Below are 18,067 nucleotides of genomic sequence, written 5' to 3' on the forward strand. Positions count from 1 at the left end.
CATGCATGATAGATATTACTAAAACAATGGTAACAAATCAGCCAATCCTTTCATGTTCCACTCTAACAATGTATCATGAATTTTCCACAAGAATGCATTTTCCCATGGATAATGGAGGCGAATCCAGAAATTTTCAAATGGTGTATCATTGAAAAATACTGCTTCTCGTGGTAATTTATAGAGATCTTGCCCTGGCTCTACATTTCCAGCCTGTACCGTAAAGGCCATCCGGTATCCACTTTCTTGCGCCATTCTATCAATATCTTTATTTGCAAATCCTCCTGGATACGCAATATAGCGAACTTGATGACCGATACGATCCTCTAAAATCGCTTTGGAGCTAATTAGTTCATCTCTTGCATTATCTAATGACATATCTCGCAAGTCTTTATGATTTACCGTATGGCTTTGAATATCAATGCCATTGGCTTGCATCTCTTTCAATTGAGGCAGATTCATAAATCTATTCTCGCCAATAGAACTAGTAATCATAAACAAAGTAGCCTTAAAATTATATTCTTTTAAAATGGGAAAGGCCTCGTTGTAATTATCTATGTATCCATCATCAAAGGTAATCAATACAGGTTTATCTGGCAGCTCTTTACCATTCGTTACATACTCATATAAATCATCTAATGTAATCGTATGGTATCCCTCATCATGAAGATATTGCATTTGCTTTTTAAATTCTTCCGGAGGGACTACCAAAGAATGCCTAATGCCAGAGTCGATACGATGATAATTTAACACAGGTACTCCTGTCGCCTTATAATCCAAAGAACGTTGATATTGTATACCGAGACACAATCCAATACATATAATACTACCTAATATTATTATTAGTGTTTTTTTCACAGTAACCTCGCATACTAGTACGTTTATAACTTTATATCCACATGGATCTTTCCAATACTCTTCAAAAAGTACACGTACTATAGTACCATAGTTCGTCTAATTTATCAGTGTTTTTTTCATAAATTGTTCAAGATATCTTTATTACCATGACACAAATAGTATTCTGCATGCAAATTCTTACTTATCCTGTACATCTATATCAATACGATACCATGATACATATAGACAATATAGTGCCTATTTTCTAGTTCAACACATATGTAAATAACTTCCAGTTATATCTATTTTGCATTATATTTATTACAAATTGTAATGCGCTTATATCTGTGTATACATCATGCACTGCTTCCTCATAACTATAAATGCTTTATTTTTCTACATTCTATAGAATTATCAATTGAGTTGTGCGCAATTTTATTGATGCCCTATTATGAGACACCTTATGTTATCACTACATTAATGGCTATAAACCCGAAAAATAACATATGACGAGTGACTCTTTTTCATGCTATGATAGAACTATAAGTTTATTCTAACAAGATTCTTATACCAAAGGGGGTTATACTATGAAAGGTCTAATAGACTTGAGTTTAGTCAATGGAATCTGGACATTGAAACTGTCTATGATTCAAACGGTAGCCTTAGCTATTGTCACATTGTATTTAGGTGAATTTATTAAAAAACATTCCACCTTCTTGCAACGTGTCAGCATGCCTGCACCTGCTGTAGGTGGGTTACCATTTGCATTCTTATGTGCCTTTTTATCCTATTATAAAGTTGTTAATATTGTCTTCGATGGTGCCTTGCAATCATTCTTGATGTTAGCTTTCTTTACTACTATCGGCCTTATGGCAAGTCTTAACGTCTTAAAAAAAGGCGGCGTTGCCATTATCTTCTTCTGGATTGTGTGTACGATTTGGATTGTCTTCCAAAATGGTGCCGGTATCATGATTGCCAAAGCTATGGGTATTGAACCGATCTTCGGTATCATGGCAGGTTCTGTTTCCATGATGGGTGGCCTTGGCACAGCAGGCGCCTTCGGTCCTCACTTTGAAGAACTCACTGGTGTCCCTGGTGTAGCTTCTGCTGCGATTGCTGCCGCTACATTTGGTATGGTGGCCGGTACATTGCTAGGTGCTCCTGTAGGCGACCGCATCATCAAAATGCACAATGTCCCTACTCCTGTAGATCATCCTGAATTATTAGAAGCTGATGGTATCGATATTAACGAATCCGACTCTGAAAGTAAATTATTTGACTTACAATCCTTAATGCATGTCATCGCTTTTGTAGGCATCTCTCTAGGTCTTGGTACATTAGTGAGCGCTGCTCTATCCTCTGTATTTGGCCCATTACCAGCCTATATTGGTGCTATGATTGTTGGTGCTTGCATTCGTAACTATGCTGATTTTACTGGTCATATTACTATTAATGGTGCCGCTCTTGATGCTGTATCAAATGTATCTTTGAGTATCTTTGTTACTATGGCTATAAATAGTTTAAAATTAGCACAATTAGTAGATCTAGCATTACCTTTAATGGCTATCTTAGCTGCACAAATGGTGTTGATTACTATCTTTGCATATTTAATCTACTGGCTGTTCAAACGCAACTACGATTCTGTTATGTTAGGTGCTGGTGCTATTGGTTTCGGTCTTGGTGCTACACCAAATGCGTTGGTGAACATGTTATCCTTAGCTTCTAAATATGGCCCATCTCCAAAAGCATGGCTAGTCGTATCTTTAGTAGGTGCGTTCCTTATCGACTTTACTAATGCATTCTTAATTACATTTATGGCGAAATTGATTTAATCAACTCGTACATATAAACTACTCTAAACGAAAAAGGATTCTACAACATCTGTTGTAGAATCCTTTTTCATATGTACTTATTTATCTTCTTGGTCTAGTTCATACCACGCATTGCCAATGAGAGCAAATTCATCTAATGTAAATGTCTCTCCACGACGAGATCCATCAATATTCGCTTTTGCTAAAATGGCTTCAATTTTCTCCTTACTGAGACCAGTCGTCTTCATCGTGTTGCTAAACGTTTTTCGTCGTTGTGCAAAGCCAGCTTTCACAGCACGGAAGAAGTAAGCCTCACTATGGACTTTCACAGGTGGCTCGCTACGCAATGGGCAGCAGATGACTGCACTTGTTACCTCAGGAGCTGGTAAAAATGCCTTCGGTGGCACATCTATGACAATATATGGATCTGTATAATATTGTACAGCCACAGATAAGGCGCCATACATTTTTGTACCTGGTTTGGCAATCATGCGCTCTGCTACTTCTTTTTGCACCATCACAACTAATCGTTCGATAGGCAATTTAGACTCTAGCAAGGACATAATGATTGGCGTTGTAATATAATATGGTAAATTCGCTACTACTTTGAATGGCTTATGGTCCATCAATTCAGGAATATTAACTTTCAATACGTCCCCATGAATAATGCGCACATTATCGTATGCCTCTAGGGTTGTGTCTAAGACCTCTAACAAACGTCTATCTAGCTCTACAGAGGTAACGTTAGCCCCACTTTGGGCCAAGCCTTGAGTCAATGTTCCAATCCCCGGTCCTACCTCTAAGACAGCATCCCCTGCGTCAAGTTCTGCAGCCTGTACTATTTTGTCGACCACGGTGCGCTTAATCAAGAAATTCTGCCCTAATTTTTTACTCATTTGAATGCCAAATCGTTTGCATATATAATGCACAACCTCTGGACTTGCAATGACTGATTCTATCATGAATTCTCCTACTATTTGTTTTCGTCTTCTGAAAGAGCTGCAAAGAAAGCCTCTCTACTAATGCCATAATGATTTAACCGATATAAAAATTGCTTCCCATTGCCATACCCTATACCAAGTTTAGCACCTATACGAGCCCTCATAGCAGCGCTACTCGAGCCTCCACTTAAATCATATTGGACTAAATCTTGCATCGTAAATAACTCTGATGATTCCATAGATTCAATATGCAGTACCTCTAATGCCTTACGTATAGACTCAGGACTCGCTTGCTCAATTCCTATATCATCATTGGCATACGCTTCTTCTCGTGGCACAAATGCATGCTGAGCCAAGGGAAAGCGCTTCGTTAAAAATCGACGAATCCGCTCACCTGCATAGTCAGGATCTGTCAAAATAATAATCCCTCGTTTTTCATACGCATCTTTAATACGACTTAACACAGGCTTGCGTAAATTAAACCCCTCCGTGGCAATACACTCCACCTCTAAAGCTTGTTGCACCCGTTGAATATCCGATTTACCTTCTACCACCAAGACCTGTTTTAACATAAGACCGAGCTCCTTCACACCTTCGTATTTTATTATTATACCATACATAGGATATATACGCATAATACACCACATTGCTATTCACAACAAGCAAATAATATCATCCCGAGGAATGCCGTTACAAGTAGTAGCCTTATGGCGATTTTATTTAGAAGTAAAAGTAAAAGCCCGTAACATACTCCTGAACAAACCTACCGTAGGATCAGTTTGAGAAGGAGTATGTTACGGGCTTTACCACCTTTTAGCACTATATAAACGCCATAGATTACATAGTGAAACAAGTAACGACCCTGAACAAACATACCGCAGGATCAGTTTGAGAAGGAGTGTGTTACGGGCTTTACCACCTTTTGGAACTATATAAATACCATAGATTGCATAGTGGAACAAGTAACGACCTAAAGAACATATACCTCAACGGTACGTCTTCCAAATTGTATAGCTTCTCCGTAATCTTCCATGACAACATCGATTCGTGACCCTACAATATCACCGCCTGTATCGGCAGCCAAGGCCTCTCCATATCCAGGAATGTATAACTTTGTTCCCAATGGAATCACATTAGGATCTACAGCCACTACACCGTGTTTTGCCTGTATACCAGAAGCCGTGATACCATCTCCCCCACCATCAGTCGGAAGATATGCAGTTGCTTCCATTGTTAACACTTGCTTGACCTGTCCATGAGATTTAGCCATTTCCATACTACTCACACCTGTACGGATAATTGTAGGTTTCATAGGGGTAATAATAGTTCGTCCTATTTCATGTACATGTACAGGTTTTCCATTTTCATAGGTGACTTCTTCATTCACCTCTTCAACCCCTTCTGAACCCGTTTGTGCTAATTCTTGGGTTCCTTCTGGTAATGTATCCACTTGTTCATATTGTACTGCGACCGGTATTTTTGCTTGCCGTGTTTCTATTTGTTTATGTTCCCATCCCATTGAACTCCACATATATCCAGCGACTGTGAATACCACTAAAAGCAAAGCACCTGCTATAAAAAACTTGGTTCTCTTATTCTGTATCAAAGTCTGTATCATTGATTACCTCCATGGGTGGCATTCTACCATAGGTGGATATTTTACGTCAAACTAACACCAGAAAACCGCTTAATAAAGCCTTTTTAAATAAAACTCCATTTTCCTTCTATCAATTATATCTCTATTTTGTCTTTTCTATGAAGACACTTCTATTTGAATTTAAGCTTTATAAATTATACTCAAGCATTATCAATTACATATCTTACTAGTATATACACTTCTATAATAATCCATAGATTGATTTACTTATGCACAGCTCATCCCCTGTGTATAACTATATCCACAGATATATTAAGTGTATCAATCTTTCTGTCATGGATTTCTATGTCACTCTCTATTTCTTTCATTTTTTTGATAATGCATAATTGATATGATACGCATTTTAAGAATAGGTATTTCTTAAAACTCATAGCATGTCTTTTCTAACTTTATAAAAAATAGTCGCAAAATACACGAATTGTGTTATTTGCGACTATATATCTATGGATTAGCACTATTTATAACTCTAAAATAGGCTCCCATGTATTCATTTTTTCGATTAATATTTCCCTATCATTTTTACATTGTTTCATAAAGAATGTCTGTGCCGAGACTTTATGATCCTTTTCTATTACCTTTCTATAGGAACCATCAGCACGCATACTATGAGCTTTTTGATTGTCCTCTAAGTACAATTGCAGAATATGCTTCAATGTTTCTTGCAACGCCTTATCCTCTACAGGAACCATCAGTTCTACACGGTCATTCAAGTTTCTAGGCATCCAATCAGCACTAGAAATATAGTATGGACTTTCACTATGGTTTTTAAAATATAAAATCCGATGATGTTCCAAGAATCGTCCTACAATAGATCGCACTGTAATATGATCACTAACTCCTTCAATTCCAGGACGGAGTGTGCAGATACCACGTACTATAAGGTCGATTTTAACGCCTTTACAAGAGGCTTCATAGAGTTTGGCAATGATATCCTTATCTAATAAAGAGTTCATCTTCGCTACAATATGCCCCTCTTTACCCGCTGCTACTGCTTGAATCTCCCCATCTATCAGATTCATCAAAGCAGTACGCAAAGTCAATGGCGCTACAATCAATCGTTGCCATTCTTGCGCTTCTGCATAGCCAGATATAGTATTAAAGAATAGAGAGCTATCATCGGCATAAGAGTCTCTGCAAGTCAATAATCCACAATCGGTATAGAATCGTGCCGTCTTGCCATTGTAATTACCGGTCGCAAAATGCATATATCTTCGAAGGACTTCTCCTTCTTTTCGAACAACCATCGTAATCTTAGAGTGCGTTTTTAACCCACGCAATCCATAAATTACATGACAACCAGCCTTTTCTAACCGTCGTGCCATGAGAATGTTGTTCTCTTCATCAAAGCGTGCTTTTACTTCCATCAATACTGTCACTTGCTTACCTAATTCTGCAGCTTTTACCAAGGAAGCAACAATAGGGGAATCACCACTGACACGATACAAAGTTTGTTTAATTGCTAGGACATCCGGATCTATTGCCGCCCGAGCAATAAATTCTTCTACAATAGAAAAAGAATCAAATGGATGATGCAACAACCTATCTTTCTCTCGGATATAAGCAAAAATACTATGGGGATCTTTTTCCTTTACACAGTCTAACTCTTTTGGCTCAAATGGAGTATATCGTAAATGGTCATACCCTGCTATATTACAAAATTCATTAAATGATGACACATCTAATATACCTTCTGCAATATACACCGCTTCTTTTTTTGCCTGTAAGCCTTGTAAAACAAACTCCAATAATTCTGGACTGTAATTTTGACATACTTCTACACGGACCACTTCCCCTCTTCGACGACGGCGAAGTGATTTTTCAATTTCTCGTAATAAGTCTGTTGCTTCTTCTTCAATATCTAAATCTGCATCACGAGTCACTCGGAATGTGGTAAATGAGTCAATATGATGACCTACAAAGAAATCTTCGCAATAATAATTGATGACATCTTCGAGCATTACAAAATGACGGTGTACATCATTAGGGACTTCAATGATCCGATTTAGCACAGATGGAATCGGTAAGATTGCCATCTTTTCTTGTTTCACATCATGGATAGGATGAATTTTTACCACGGAATTCAGTGTCTTATTCACCAAAAACGGAAATGGATGACTCGCATCTACTGCCAAAGGGGTTACGACAGGAAAGATATGACTACGAAAATATTGATATAACCAACGTAACTCACTTTCTTTCAAGTCTTTTACTTTGACAAAGTGTAAACCTTCTTTTTGTAATCGTTTCAAAATGTCATGAAAATACGTATACTGCAGTGATACTAGCTTTTTCGTGGCTTCACTGATTGCCTTTAACTGTGCTTTTGCATCCATATGAGCCGCATCATATTTAACGACACCACTCTGCTCTTGATGTCGCAATCCAGATACTCGAATCATAAAAAATTCATCTAAATTAGAGCTTCCTATTGTTAAGAATCGTAACTTTTCCAACAGTGGATTACTTCTGTCGATTGCTTCTTGTAATACACGTTGGTTGAACTTAAGCCATGATAATTCGCGATTAAAATAATACTTCGGATTATGAAAGTCTTTCATAGTATCACTCCTAACCCAATTTCCAATGTACCACTAATTCTCTTCTAAACTCTTTCTTGCATTGTTTCTTTAACTTTTCAATGGCCAAGTCCATCATGGAAACATGACTTAGCGCTTGTACTTCTACATACACATCGATACGTTTCTCTCCAATGTGGCTTTGAATAGACCGAATCGTCCGTTCATGGCTTTCATCAAAAGCTTCCGCTAAGGCTAAGGGAAAGGATAATTTATTGATGATATCTCTGTCCCCATCTTTCAATATGGAAAGGTACGGTGACTGTTTTAAAAATTTGCTATTAACCCCATGAGAAAAGGCTGCCACAAACGCACTGATTAACTGCTCTCGATGCGATAGTCCATAAATATTACTATTAATAATCATATACGCACTATGCCTTGCATGACTATAATAATTGATTTGCTTCCCTAAGTCATGTAATAAAGCCGCCACTTTCAGTACTATTTTTAAGCGGTCCCCCTTTGGCATGATTGATTTCCACTGTTTCCGAAGATTATCTGCTAGGCCTGAAATATACTGAGCATGTTCCACATCATGAGGTGTAAATGCACGTAATATATTTAATGTGGAATGGGTGACAATATCATCTATCATACCTTGATTTTTCAAATAATGTTGACCATAGTACTGAAAGAATAATCCTTCCCGCAATCCACAACCACTCACAATCATAGCAGAAGCTTTCGTAAATTCCATTAGCTCTACAATAATCGCCATTCCTGCCACAATGATATCTGCTCGCTCTGAGGATAGACCAGAAATCTTTTTCCGTTCACCTCGAGGTGTCTCTTTAATCTTAGTAAATAACTCTCCAATGGAAGCCTTCTTGACTTTGTAATTGTGCAATCGAGGGATAGGATAGTTTTTCTCTCGTTGGTCCATTTTAGCAATATTACGAGCGGTTCCGCCAATCCCAATAAGAGGTAACTTTGCATTTCTCAGCCAGCTTTCACGATGCAATACATGTTGTATTTGCGATATCATGGAATGATACTCTTCGGGTGTAAATTCCTGACCTGATTGAAATTGCCCCGTCATCACCAAGGCCCCCATCGGTAAGCTAATAGATTTTTTTAATTCTCGGTTTTGAATTAAGCTAATTTCTATACTGGCTCCCCCAAGATCAAAGACAATAAAGTCATCTAAGCCTATGGTGTTCACAACCCCTAAGTATCCTAAATAGGCCTCTTCTTCTCCACTAATGGCTCGTAAAGAAATGCCCGTTTCCGCATAAACACGATGGATAAATTCATCTCCATTGTTAGCTAATCGTACAGCTGCTGTAGCAATACCATACACTTCTGTCACTTCCATAGCCTTCGCCATATGCGATAGAGCCTTCATCGTTTTGATAGCCCTATCCATAGCCGGCTTTGTCAGCATTTGGTGGCTCCACATCCCTTCGCTGAGTCGAATGGATTCTTTCTGTTGATATACCAAGCGATAACTGCCAGACTCTGTAATTTCTGAAATAACAAACCGTACTGAGTTTGATCCTAAATCTATTAATGCTACTCGTTTCATAGGTCTCCTGTGTGCACAGAAAGGCACTTTCCGTATATGCTACTGTGAAAGTGCCTTTCTCATTCTATATTACTCAATACCAAAACAGCGCTTGCCATTCTCTAAAGCAATAGACGCTAGTTCTTCTACATCCATACCACGCAATTGTGCAATTTCTTGAGCTACAAATTGTGTTTTAGATGGGTCATTGCGACGACCTCTGAATGGAGGTGGCGTCAAATAGGGTGAATCTGTTTCGATGAGCAGACGATCCAATGGAATGTGTTTCGCCACTTCTTTTAGATTCGTAGATTTAGGGAATACTACAGGTCCTGCAAAGGATATGTAATAGCCCATTTTAATAAATTCTTTTGCCATTTCTAAACTGGTTGAGAAACAATGAAAGACCCCATAATTGCCTTTCCCATGTTCCAATAGCATATCTCGAATGGCACCATGTGCATCACGATCGTGAATAATAATCGGTAAATCCACTTCTCTCGCAATGGCTAATTGGCGTTTAAAAGACTCAGCCTGCACATCTCTATCGGAAAAATCATAGTAATAATCTAAACCGATTTCACCAATGGCTTTTACCTTTGGATGGGAAGCCATTTGTTTGAACCATTCATAATCTTCTTCGGTAGCATCTTTAGATTCATGTGGATGCACACCTACTGCTGCATAGACACGATCATACTGTTCAGCCAACGCAATGGCAGACTCTGCTGTTTTACGATCGACGGCAGGACACATAATATACTCTACACCTTGATCAAAGCAGTCCTGTATCATCTGTTCCCGATCATTATCAAATCGTTCATCATTGATATGCGCATGTGTATCAAACAATCGCATTATCTCACCACACTTCCTGGAGTTAAGGATTCAATATTTGTTACTTCTAATTGATCATCTTCATTAGAGGCCGATAAAATCATACCTTCTGACATATGGCCCATGATTTTTTTCGGTGCTAAGTTCGCCAAATAAATCACTTTTTTACCAATTAAGTCTTCTGGTTTATAGAATTGAGAGATTCCACTCACTACCGTGCGTGTTTCAATGCCTAAATCTAAGGTAAACAACAACAATTTTTTAGATTTTTTTACAGCTTCGCAAGTCAATACTTTCGCTACCCGTAAATCTAATTTTGCAAAATCATCGTATTCGATAGCCTCTTTAATCGGTGGAATATTGCTAGTATCTACCACTTCCTCAGTGGATTCTTCTGCAGCTTCTGGAGCCACTTCTACCATTTCAGGAATTTCAAAACGTGGGTAGATTGGATCCCCTTTCACCACTTTGGTACCAGTTGGAATAGCCCCAAATGTGCGTACATCATCTAATTTAGCCTCTGCAAAGCCTTGTAAGCCAAGTTGTTCCCAAATTTTAGGTGCCCCTGTTGGAATCACTGGATCCACTAAGACAGCGATAATACGCAAGGATTCTGCCAAATGATACATGACAGCTTCTAAGCGCTCTGTATCGCCTTCATTAGCACCTTTTGCCAATACCCAAGGCATCGTTTCATCAATGTATTTATTGGTACGACCGATGAAAGCCCACACCGCTTTGAAAGCTTTGTTATACTGCATATCTTCCATCAATTGCTCGTAGTCTTTTACTGTTTGCTCAGCTAGAGCAATTAAATCCTTGTCAACATCTTCTGTTGGCGCATGTTTTGTAATGATACCACCATGATATTTTTCAATCATTGCTACGGTACGATTCAACAAGTTACCCAAGTCATTGGACAAGTCTGCATTAATTTTTGTAATGAAATTAGGCAAACTGAAATTACCATCATTGCCTAAATGCACTTCATTCACCAAGAAATAACGCAATGCATCAGAACCGTAAGTGTCAATCAACGGAATTGGGTCGATCACATTGCCCAAAGATTTACTCATTTTTGTGCCATCTACTACAAGCCAGCCGTGACCATATACTTTTTTTGGCAATGGCAAGCCAAGGCTCATGAGCATGATAGGCCAAATGATTGTATGGAAACGCACAATTTCTTTACCTACTAAGTGTAAATCTGCAGGCCAGTACGTTTCAAATAAATCACTGTTTTCATCTAACGGGTTTAATGCAGAAATATAGTTAATCAACGCATCAAACCATACATACATAACATGTTTTTCATCAAATGGTACCGGAATACCCCAGTTAAAGCTAGTACGAGATACCGCCAAATCTTCTAGGCCCTGTTTCACGAATTGAATCATCTCATTACGACGTGATTCTGGTTGAATAAAATCAGCATTTTCTTCAATAAATTTGAACCATTGATCAGCGTATTTATTCATACGGAAGAAATAACTCTCTTCTTGTACCACTTCTAATGGACGACCGCAATCAGGACATGTTTTTTCTGGACCTAATTTAGATTCTGGCCAGAATGTTTCGCATGGTATACAATACAATCCTTCGTAAGAAGATTTATAAATATCTCCATTGTCGAATGCCTTTTGGAATAAATGTTGGCAATATTTAATATGTCTTTCATCGGTAGTTCTAATGAAATCATCATGAGAGATGTTCAATTTTTCCCATAAATGCTTAAAGCCATCTACGATTTGTGTCGTATATTCTAAAGGAGTAATGCCCATCGATTCTGCCATACGTTGGATTTTTTGGCCATGTTCATCAGAGCCTGTTAAGAATCTCACATCATAGCCAGCTCTACGTTTGAAACGAGCGATTGTATCAGCAATGGACGTACAGTATGTATGCCCAATATGTAATTTCGCACTTGGATAATAAATTGGTGTCGTAATATAATACGGTTTCTTAGTCATCTGTTCTCTCCTTACTATACAATTCAATTTCATTATATACATCGCGCCGTGAAAGGCCACGTTCCTTTGCAATTTGACGGGCTGCCTCTTTTTTAGGCACTCCTTCCTTGATTAAAGCTAAGGCTGCTTCCAATGGTGAAAGTACAACTTCTTCTACCATTGATTCTTCTGTCATCGTTTCACTGCCACCCACCAAGAGGACAAATTCCCCTTTTTCTACGATGTGACTGAAATCATTTCGTAACGCTAGCAAGGTGGTTCGTGTGAAAGTTTCAAATTTTTTCGTCAGTTCACGACCTACTGTAATAGGACGATTCCCTAACCCTTCATATAAACTTTGGATCGTTTCTTCTATACGGTGAGGAGCTTCATAGAAAATGAGAGTCCCCTCATAGGTAACAAGCCGTGATAGCATATCTTTTACATTCTGCTTTCGTTTTGGTAAAAACCCGACGAAGTGAAATTCCTTTGTGTTTTGCCCTGATGCGATAAGCGCCGTTAAACCTGCATTCGCCCCTGGTAAAGCAACAATAGGTATACCCACCTCGATGGCTTCTTTCACCAAATCTTCACCGGGATCAGAAATAGCAGGCATCCCTGCATCACTCACAAGCCCTACCGATTGCCCTTCTAATAGGCGTCCAATCAGTTCTGCCCCTTTGTCCGCCTTATTATGTTCGTGATAGGAAATCATAGGCTTAGCAATATTAAAATGTTGTAATAATACCCCTGTATGACGCGTATCTTCCGCTGCTACCACATCCACCTCTTGCAATGTGCGCACAGCCCGATACGTCATATCCTCTAAGTTCCCAATAGGTGTGGGAATTAAAAATAATGTCCCTGTATGACTACTCATAATATGCTTGTACCTCATCTGTATAGGAACCATCTAATTCATAGATATATAAAGGTGGTTCAACCATCATACCTTGCTTGCCACCATATTTTAATTCTAGTAATACTAGCTTACTCACTTTATCTTGATTACCATGAATAAAGCGCATTCGTTTTACCCTAAATTGAGTCTGTTCTATAGCACTTAACAAAGATTCTAATCGTGGGGATGTATAAATCATCCACAGTGTACCGCCAAATTTTAAATACCGTTGGGCTTGTAGCAATCTATCTTTCATAGAGTGTTGTTGTTCATGTAAGGCTAATGCTATACTTTCTTCTTGTGATAGAAGTCCACTATTGGTTTCAAAGTATGGAGGATTCATGTAGATACCATCAAACTGACCATAGTAAGCTTTACCTGTATCACTCATGTAATCTAGCTCCACCATAGATACAGCCTCTGCAATATCATTATTAATGACACTTTTCTGGGCTAACTCAATCACATAGGAGTTACAATCTACCCCTACCACATGACGGGCCCCACGATGATACAGTACATGAGGAATCACCCCCGTACCTGTACCTAACTCTAAATAGTGTTTCCTCGGTTTTGCCTCACCAAAATGAGCCAATAAGATAGCATCAATAGAAAACTTAAACTCTCGTTCATCTTGAAAAAGCTGAAACCCACTTAATAACAATTCTGTAATTGTAATATTACTCTTCATCAGGTAATGCCACTTCCGACCAGTGTAAGTCGATGGTACGTCCTGCTTCTAATTGTACCTTTACGGTCTTTTTCATGGTATTAATCTTCAAGACCTTACCTAATCCTTCATCGGTAACTACTTCTTTACCAATACCTGGTGGCTCTGCCACAATAGTTGGTTGTTTTGCTTTTTGTGAATATAGATCTCCTCCTTTTTGGTAGGAGTCATTTTCATAGTTTAAGCAGCACATTAAACGGCCGCAAATACCGGAAATTTTTGTTGGATTCAAACTTAAGTTTTGATCTTTCGCCATCCGAATAGACACAGAAGCAAAGTCTCCTAGGAACGTCGCACAGCATAGAGGACGTCCACAGGCACCGATGCCATTTAATACCTTCGCTTCATCACGTACGCCTACTTGACGTAATTCAATACGCGTGCGGAATACATTGGCTAAATCCTTTACCAATTCACGGAAATCAATACGCCCCTCAGCAGTAAAGAAAAAAACAATCTTATTTAAATCAAATGTGTACTCCACATTGATCAGTTTCATCGGCAGTCCACGATAGGCAATTTTTTCCAATCCGATCTCAAAGGCTTTTTCTTCTCGTTCTCTATTTTTTTCTACTTGCTTATAATCTTTCGGCGTTGCTTTACGCGTCACCTCTTTTAATGGTTGGACCACGCTATCTTTCGATACTTTACGAGGTCCAATTACGACTTCCCCAAATTCCAACCCACGAGAGGTTTCTACTATCACACCATCTCCTGTCGTTAGGGTTACAAACCCTGGGCTAAAGTAGTAGATTTTTCCAGCTTTTTTAAAGCGTACTCCTACTATTGTAACCACTATATATCCTCCTTCACAGCCTCACGCAAGGCTAATATAACTCCATCTATGACAAGGCCTGTGCGCACATTAAGTCGCAATGCCTGTTCTGCTTCTAATGTAACAGGAATCACCCGTTGTAATGCTTTTGATGACCATCGCTCTAGAGTAGCTTGCATAGAAAATCGATAATCACTCAAAATCATTTTTTCAAGAGGTACACCATATCGCAATGCCAACATATCTCTTGCTAATATACGTAACCAACGCAATATATCTATGACTACATCTTTTGAAAATCCCTCTAAGGATAGGCTGATCGTCGTAAAAAAGTAGCTTCTTTCTACTAGCTGTTCTAGTATATCCATAGCCTGTTCTAAACTTTCAATACCACCAGCCTGCGCCCACTGACGAGCTAATGTTGGATTTCCACGAGCACTTCGCACAGCACGTCGAATATCTCCTGTATACCCTTCTTTAGTTAAAACTTGCACCAATTCCTCTTCTGGCACTGGTTGCATACCGATAAGCATACATCGTGACACGATGGTGGGTAGTACATTGTCGATATTAGTAGTGACAATGATAAAATACATATTCCGTGGTGGTTCTTCAATCGTTTTCAGCATCGCATTCGCTAGAACCGTATTGGCCGTCTGAAACCCTTCTACGATAACCACCCTCGGTGTATCACTAGATACATTGATATACTTCTCTAATAAGGTATACCATTGTTCTACACTGAGCTGTGTTTTCATAGGGCGAATCCAAAAGGCTTGGCCTTGATCAATATAGATTGGCAATCCTTTATCTTTGACTGCGCTCTCACTTTCACCAGACTCAATGCGTTGTTGCTCTATAGTGGATAAAAAAGTTCGTCCTTCATCAGGAGAAAAAATCTGACGTCCCACTAATAGGGAGCCAATGGCGATGGCCATGGATGTCGACTCTAAACCTGTTTCTCCGTAGAGCAGTAAACTATGGGGCAAAGCAGAATCTCGGATTAATGTGGTAATTTGTTCTTTCACTTGATGTTGACCAAGTACAGTTTCAAAAAATGACATACATCCTCCTTTACCTCATAAGACTACCCTTTATTATAGCATGTTATGGCAATAATTACACGGCTAAAAGAACAAACACGGCATAGGCTGTGCAACATTTTGCAAGCCTACGCCGTGTCTAGCCTCTTACTCTATATTCGCTATGATTCTAGTCTACCCATGATTACCATCAATATACTGTTTTACAATACCATACACTTCCTCATGAATGTCATCAATGGTGCGTAACTGATCATTTTCATTTTCGCAGTGCACACGATGCCAATCATAAGTGCTCACTAACATATCGTAAGCATCATGCACAGCAATCAAATGTGAACGGTCCTGTTCATGAATATCCCCAGTATTGCCCCCTGTTTTACCTGTTCGTTCTGCTAATAAAGCCTCAGACAACGATAAGGGCATATCCAGTAAAATGACCGCATCAGGGCGAGGAAGTCCATATAAGTCATATTCTAATTGATCAAGCCACTGCAAAAATGTTTTACGTTCTTCTAAATCTGTGTACTTTATCATTTGATGCACCATATTAGAGGTAGTATACCGATCTGCAATAATGATACCACCGTCTTCGTAAAACCGTTGCCAGTCTTGGCGATACGATGCAAATCGGTCTATAGCATAGAGTGTGCTCGCCACATAGGCATTCACAGAACTTGCTTCTTTCCCAAAGTCGCCACGCAAATACATTTTAATCGTTTCTGCAGCTGGACTATCGTAATTAGGGAAGCTCACTGAACGAGCTTTATATCCTTCGGCTTGTAATCGTTCTAATAATTTGGCGGTCTGCGTGGCCTTGCCACTACCGTCGCCACCTTCAATAATGATTAACTGTCCCATATATATCTCCTTATTTACAAACAATGATTGTATCTAGATTACGGTCCCTAGCACCATTCGGCACATATCCATCACGCCGTTTCTGCTCTATATAGGCCAACACTTCTTCTGTAATTTCCTCTCCTACACCCAAGCACGGTATGCCTGGCGGGTAATAGGTAATCGTTTCTCCACTGATCCGTCCGCACGCTTGTACTAATGGAATTTCTTCCATATCAGTATAAAATGCTTGTCGTGGTGAAAGCACCACAACTGGTGTTGGTAATGTTTCCATGATGCTTGCATGCAGATCACTAGCATCATATGCACTATCCATTACACGGATACTTTTATCATTACTTTGGTCATATACAAGTGCATCGCCATCTTGATGATCTCCGCTGAAATCTTTTGTAGCCTCTTCTAAGTTATGCGTATATGCATCTGATATGTCCTGTACTGCCTCTATGACGTGCTGTATGCTTGTCTCTGTATCACCTATCGTAATCAGCAACAATACATGATACGCTTTCATCAATTCCACTTCAATATGGCGCACCCGCAGCTCTTGTTCTAATTCTTGTGCAGTCAATCCCAGATGCTTAGCATCGATAATAATCTTTGTTTCATCAAAACTGAAAGCCCCATCTATATCCTCATGCCCCGGACATACAATACCTGGAATCTCATTCAATGCCATTCGTAGTGTACGAGCTAACTTCAATGTTCGTTCCATAAGGACCGGTCCTTCCATAGCCCACTGGTAACGCGCCATATCCAAAGAGGCCAAGAAAATATAGTTTGGACTTGTACTCATCAATAATTGTTGTAATCGTTGAATCCGATGTGTATCAATACGAGGACCTTGTCCATGAAGCATCGATGTTTGCGTTAAGGATCCTAATAATTTATGCGTACTTTGCGCCACTAAGTCTGCACCACTTACTAATGCAGGCACAGGCATGCCTAAGGATGGGATGAGGTGTGGCCCATGTGCTTCATCCACCAAGACTACCATGTTTCTTTCATGGGCTGCCTCTACAATTCGTTTTACATCTACACCGATACCATAATAATTAGGGTGAACCAGTACGATAGCCTTCGCCTCTGGATGTACATCCATCGTAGCAATCGCATCTTGTGCTGTTACACCGACTGGAATCCCCCAACGGTGATGAAAGCGGCCAACCATATAGATTGGTTTAGCCCCACTTAACACTAAACTATTATGTACAGAGCAATGAGCCTCTCTAGGGATAATGACCGATTCCCCCTCTTTTACAACGCTCATAATCATCATTTGAATGGCTCCAGATGTACCATTGATAGAGAACCAAGTATGTTCTGCGCCAAAGGCCTGTGCTGCTAGGCGTTGTGCCTCTAGTAATTCACGCTCTGGTTCGTGATAATCATCAATGGCATACATCAATCCCAAATCATACGGCAATGCTGGTCCCATCCACTCCTTAAGCAGATTTGGAGCGCCGTGCCCAATTTTATGACCTGGCGTATGAAATGGAATCATACGCTGTTCTTTATATCGTTCCAAGGATTCCACAAAAGGAAGTCTATCTTGTCGCCACGTTTCTTTCATATATCACTCATGTATTCCTTATCTATATCACTTCAAACATATGATGTATGTCATTAATTATGTTCCATGCTA

General features: G+C 39.4%; 15 protein-coding genes. 1 reads left to right on the plus strand and 14 read right to left on the minus strand.

Annotated features, from left to right (window positions below; genetic code table 11):
- Positions 1–18: 18 nt before the first annotated feature.
- Positions 19–750, minus strand: coding sequence for a polysaccharide deacetylase family protein (locus EO115_RS07325; protein WP_126938303.1), 732 nt, complete (start codon positions 748–750; stop codon positions 19–21).
- Between the two features lie 671 nt (positions 751–1,421).
- Here EO115_RS07325 and EO115_RS07330 point away from each other — a divergent pair.
- Positions 1,422–2,666: a sodium/glutamate symporter gene (locus EO115_RS07330; RefSeq protein WP_126938304.1), complete on the plus strand. Its 1,245-nt coding sequence runs from the start codon at positions 1,422–1,424 to the stop codon at positions 2,664–2,666.
- Between the two features lie 77 nt (positions 2,667–2,743).
- Here EO115_RS07330 and rsmA read toward each other — a convergent pair whose 3' ends face one another.
- The 13 genes from rsmA to EO115_RS07395 all read right to left on the minus strand — a co-directional run bounded on the left by rsmA (position 2,744) and on the right by EO115_RS07395 (position 17,995).
- On the minus strand, positions 2,744–3,607 hold the full coding sequence (gene rsmA, locus EO115_RS07335; protein WP_126938305.1) for a 16S rRNA (adenine(1518)-N(6)/adenine(1519)-N(6))-dimethyltransferase RsmA: 864 nt from the start codon (positions 3,605–3,607) through the stop codon (positions 2,744–2,746).
- Between the two features lie 11 nt (positions 3,608–3,618).
- Entirely contained in the window at positions 3,619–4,158 is a 540-nt protein-coding gene (gene rnmV / locus EO115_RS07340; protein ID WP_126938306.1) for a ribonuclease M5, read from the minus strand.
- Positions 4,159–4,556: 398 nt separating this feature from the next.
- Positions 4,557–5,105 (minus strand): G5 and 3D domain-containing protein, encoded by a 549-nt coding sequence (locus EO115_RS07345; RefSeq protein ID WP_206168436.1) that lies wholly within the window; start codon positions 5,103–5,105, stop codon positions 4,557–4,559.
- 596 nt (positions 5,106–5,701) lie between these two features.
- The gene (gene ppk1 / locus EO115_RS07350) at positions 5,702–7,801 is read right to left on the minus strand and encodes a polyphosphate kinase 1 (RefSeq protein WP_126938308.1); all 2,100 of its coding nucleotides are present in this window, start codon (positions 7,799–7,801) and stop codon (positions 5,702–5,704) included.
- 10 nt (positions 7,802–7,811) lie between these two features.
- Entirely contained in the window at positions 7,812–9,347 is a 1,536-nt protein-coding gene (locus EO115_RS07355) for a Ppx/GppA phosphatase family protein (RefSeq protein ID WP_126938309.1), read from the minus strand.
- 69 nt (positions 9,348–9,416) lie between these two features.
- Positions 9,417–10,184, minus strand: coding sequence for a TatD family hydrolase (locus EO115_RS07360; protein WP_126938310.1), 768 nt, complete (start codon positions 10,182–10,184; stop codon positions 9,417–9,419).
- A complete protein-coding gene (gene metG / locus EO115_RS07365; RefSeq protein WP_126938311.1) occupies positions 10,184–12,133 on the minus strand; it encodes a methionine--tRNA ligase in 1,950 nt (649 codons plus the stop codon). Before metG ends, EO115_RS07360 begins: the two co-directional genes overlap by 1 nt.
- Positions 12,126–12,992 (minus strand): 16S rRNA (cytidine(1402)-2'-O)-methyltransferase, encoded by an 867-nt coding sequence (rsmI, locus tag EO115_RS07370; protein ID WP_126938312.1) that lies wholly within the window; start codon positions 12,990–12,992, stop codon positions 12,126–12,128. The genes metG and rsmI overlap by 8 nt, the downstream gene beginning before the upstream one ends.
- Positions 12,985–13,704, minus strand: a complete 720-nt coding sequence (locus EO115_RS07375) for a tRNA1(Val) (adenine(37)-N6)-methyltransferase (protein ID WP_126938313.1) — start codon at positions 13,702–13,704, stop codon at positions 12,985–12,987. The genes rsmI and EO115_RS07375 overlap by 8 nt, the downstream gene beginning before the upstream one ends.
- Positions 13,694–14,539: a stage 0 sporulation family protein gene (locus EO115_RS07380; RefSeq protein ID WP_126938314.1), complete on the minus strand. Its 846-nt coding sequence runs from the start codon at positions 14,537–14,539 to the stop codon at positions 13,694–13,696. The genes EO115_RS07375 and EO115_RS07380 overlap by 11 nt, the downstream gene beginning before the upstream one ends.
- Positions 14,539–15,582, minus strand: coding sequence for a hypothetical protein (locus tag EO115_RS07385; RefSeq protein ID WP_126938315.1), 1,044 nt, complete (start codon positions 15,580–15,582; stop codon positions 14,539–14,541). The genes EO115_RS07380 and EO115_RS07385 overlap by 1 nt, the downstream gene beginning before the upstream one ends.
- Positions 15,583–15,735: 153 nt before the next feature.
- Complete coding sequence (locus tag EO115_RS07390) at positions 15,736–16,422, minus strand: thymidylate kinase (protein WP_126938316.1); 687 nt, start codon at positions 16,420–16,422, stop codon at positions 15,736–15,738.
- 10 nt (positions 16,423–16,432) lie between these two features.
- Positions 16,433–17,995, minus strand: coding sequence for an aminotransferase class I/II-fold pyridoxal phosphate-dependent enzyme (locus tag EO115_RS07395; protein ID WP_126938317.1), 1,563 nt, complete (start codon positions 17,993–17,995; stop codon positions 16,433–16,435).
- Positions 17,996–18,067 lie beyond the last annotated feature (72 nt).

The sequence above is a fragment of the Veillonella sp. CHU740 genome, assembly GCF_003992055.1.
GTDB lineage: Bacteria > Bacillota > Negativicutes > Veillonellales > Veillonellaceae > F0422.

What these genes read in the sequence shown, in the direction of transcription:
- EO115_RS07330 (WP_126938304.1), top strand. Translation starts at nt 1,422, where the DNA reads ATGAAAGGTCTAATAGACTTGAGTTTAGTCAATGGAATCTGGACATTG.
- rsmA (WP_126938305.1), bottom strand. Translation starts at nt 3,607, where the DNA reads ATGATAGAATCAGTCATTGCAAGTCCAGAGGTTGTGCATTATATATGC.
- rnmV (WP_126938306.1), bottom strand. Translation starts at nt 4,158, where the DNA reads ATGTTAAAACAGGTCTTGGTGGTAGAAGGTAAATCGGATATTCAACGG.
- EO115_RS07345 (WP_206168436.1), bottom strand. Translation starts at nt 5,105, where the DNA reads ATGGGATGGGAACATAAACAAATAGAAACACGGCAAGCAAAAATACCG.
- ppk1 (WP_126938308.1), bottom strand. Translation starts at nt 7,801, where the DNA reads ATGAAAGACTTTCATAATCCGAAGTATTATTTTAATCGCGAATTATCA.
- EO115_RS07355 (WP_126938309.1), bottom strand. Translation starts at nt 9,347, where the DNA reads ATGAAACGAGTAGCATTAATAGATTTAGGATCAAACTCAGTACGGTTT.
- EO115_RS07360 (WP_126938310.1), bottom strand. Translation starts at nt 10,184, where the DNA reads ATGCGATTGTTTGATACACATGCGCATATCAATGATGAACGATTTGAT.
- metG (WP_126938311.1), bottom strand. Translation starts at nt 12,133, where the DNA reads ATGACTAAGAAACCGTATTATATTACGACACCAATTTATTATCCAAGT.
- rsmI (WP_126938312.1), bottom strand. Translation starts at nt 12,992, where the DNA reads ATGAGTAGTCATACAGGGACATTATTTTTAATTCCCACACCTATTGGG.
- EO115_RS07375 (WP_126938313.1), bottom strand. Translation starts at nt 13,704, where the DNA reads ATGAAGAGTAATATTACAATTACAGAATTGTTATTAAGTGGGTTTCAG.
- EO115_RS07385 (WP_126938315.1), bottom strand. Translation starts at nt 15,582, where the DNA reads ATGTCATTTTTTGAAACTGTACTTGGTCAACATCAAGTGAAAGAACAA.
- EO115_RS07390 (WP_126938316.1), bottom strand. Translation starts at nt 16,422, where the DNA reads ATGGGACAGTTAATCATTATTGAAGGTGGCGACGGTAGTGGCAAGGCC.
- EO115_RS07395 (WP_126938317.1), bottom strand. Translation starts at nt 17,995, where the DNA reads ATGAAAGAAACGTGGCGACAAGATAGACTTCCTTTTGTGGAATCCTTG.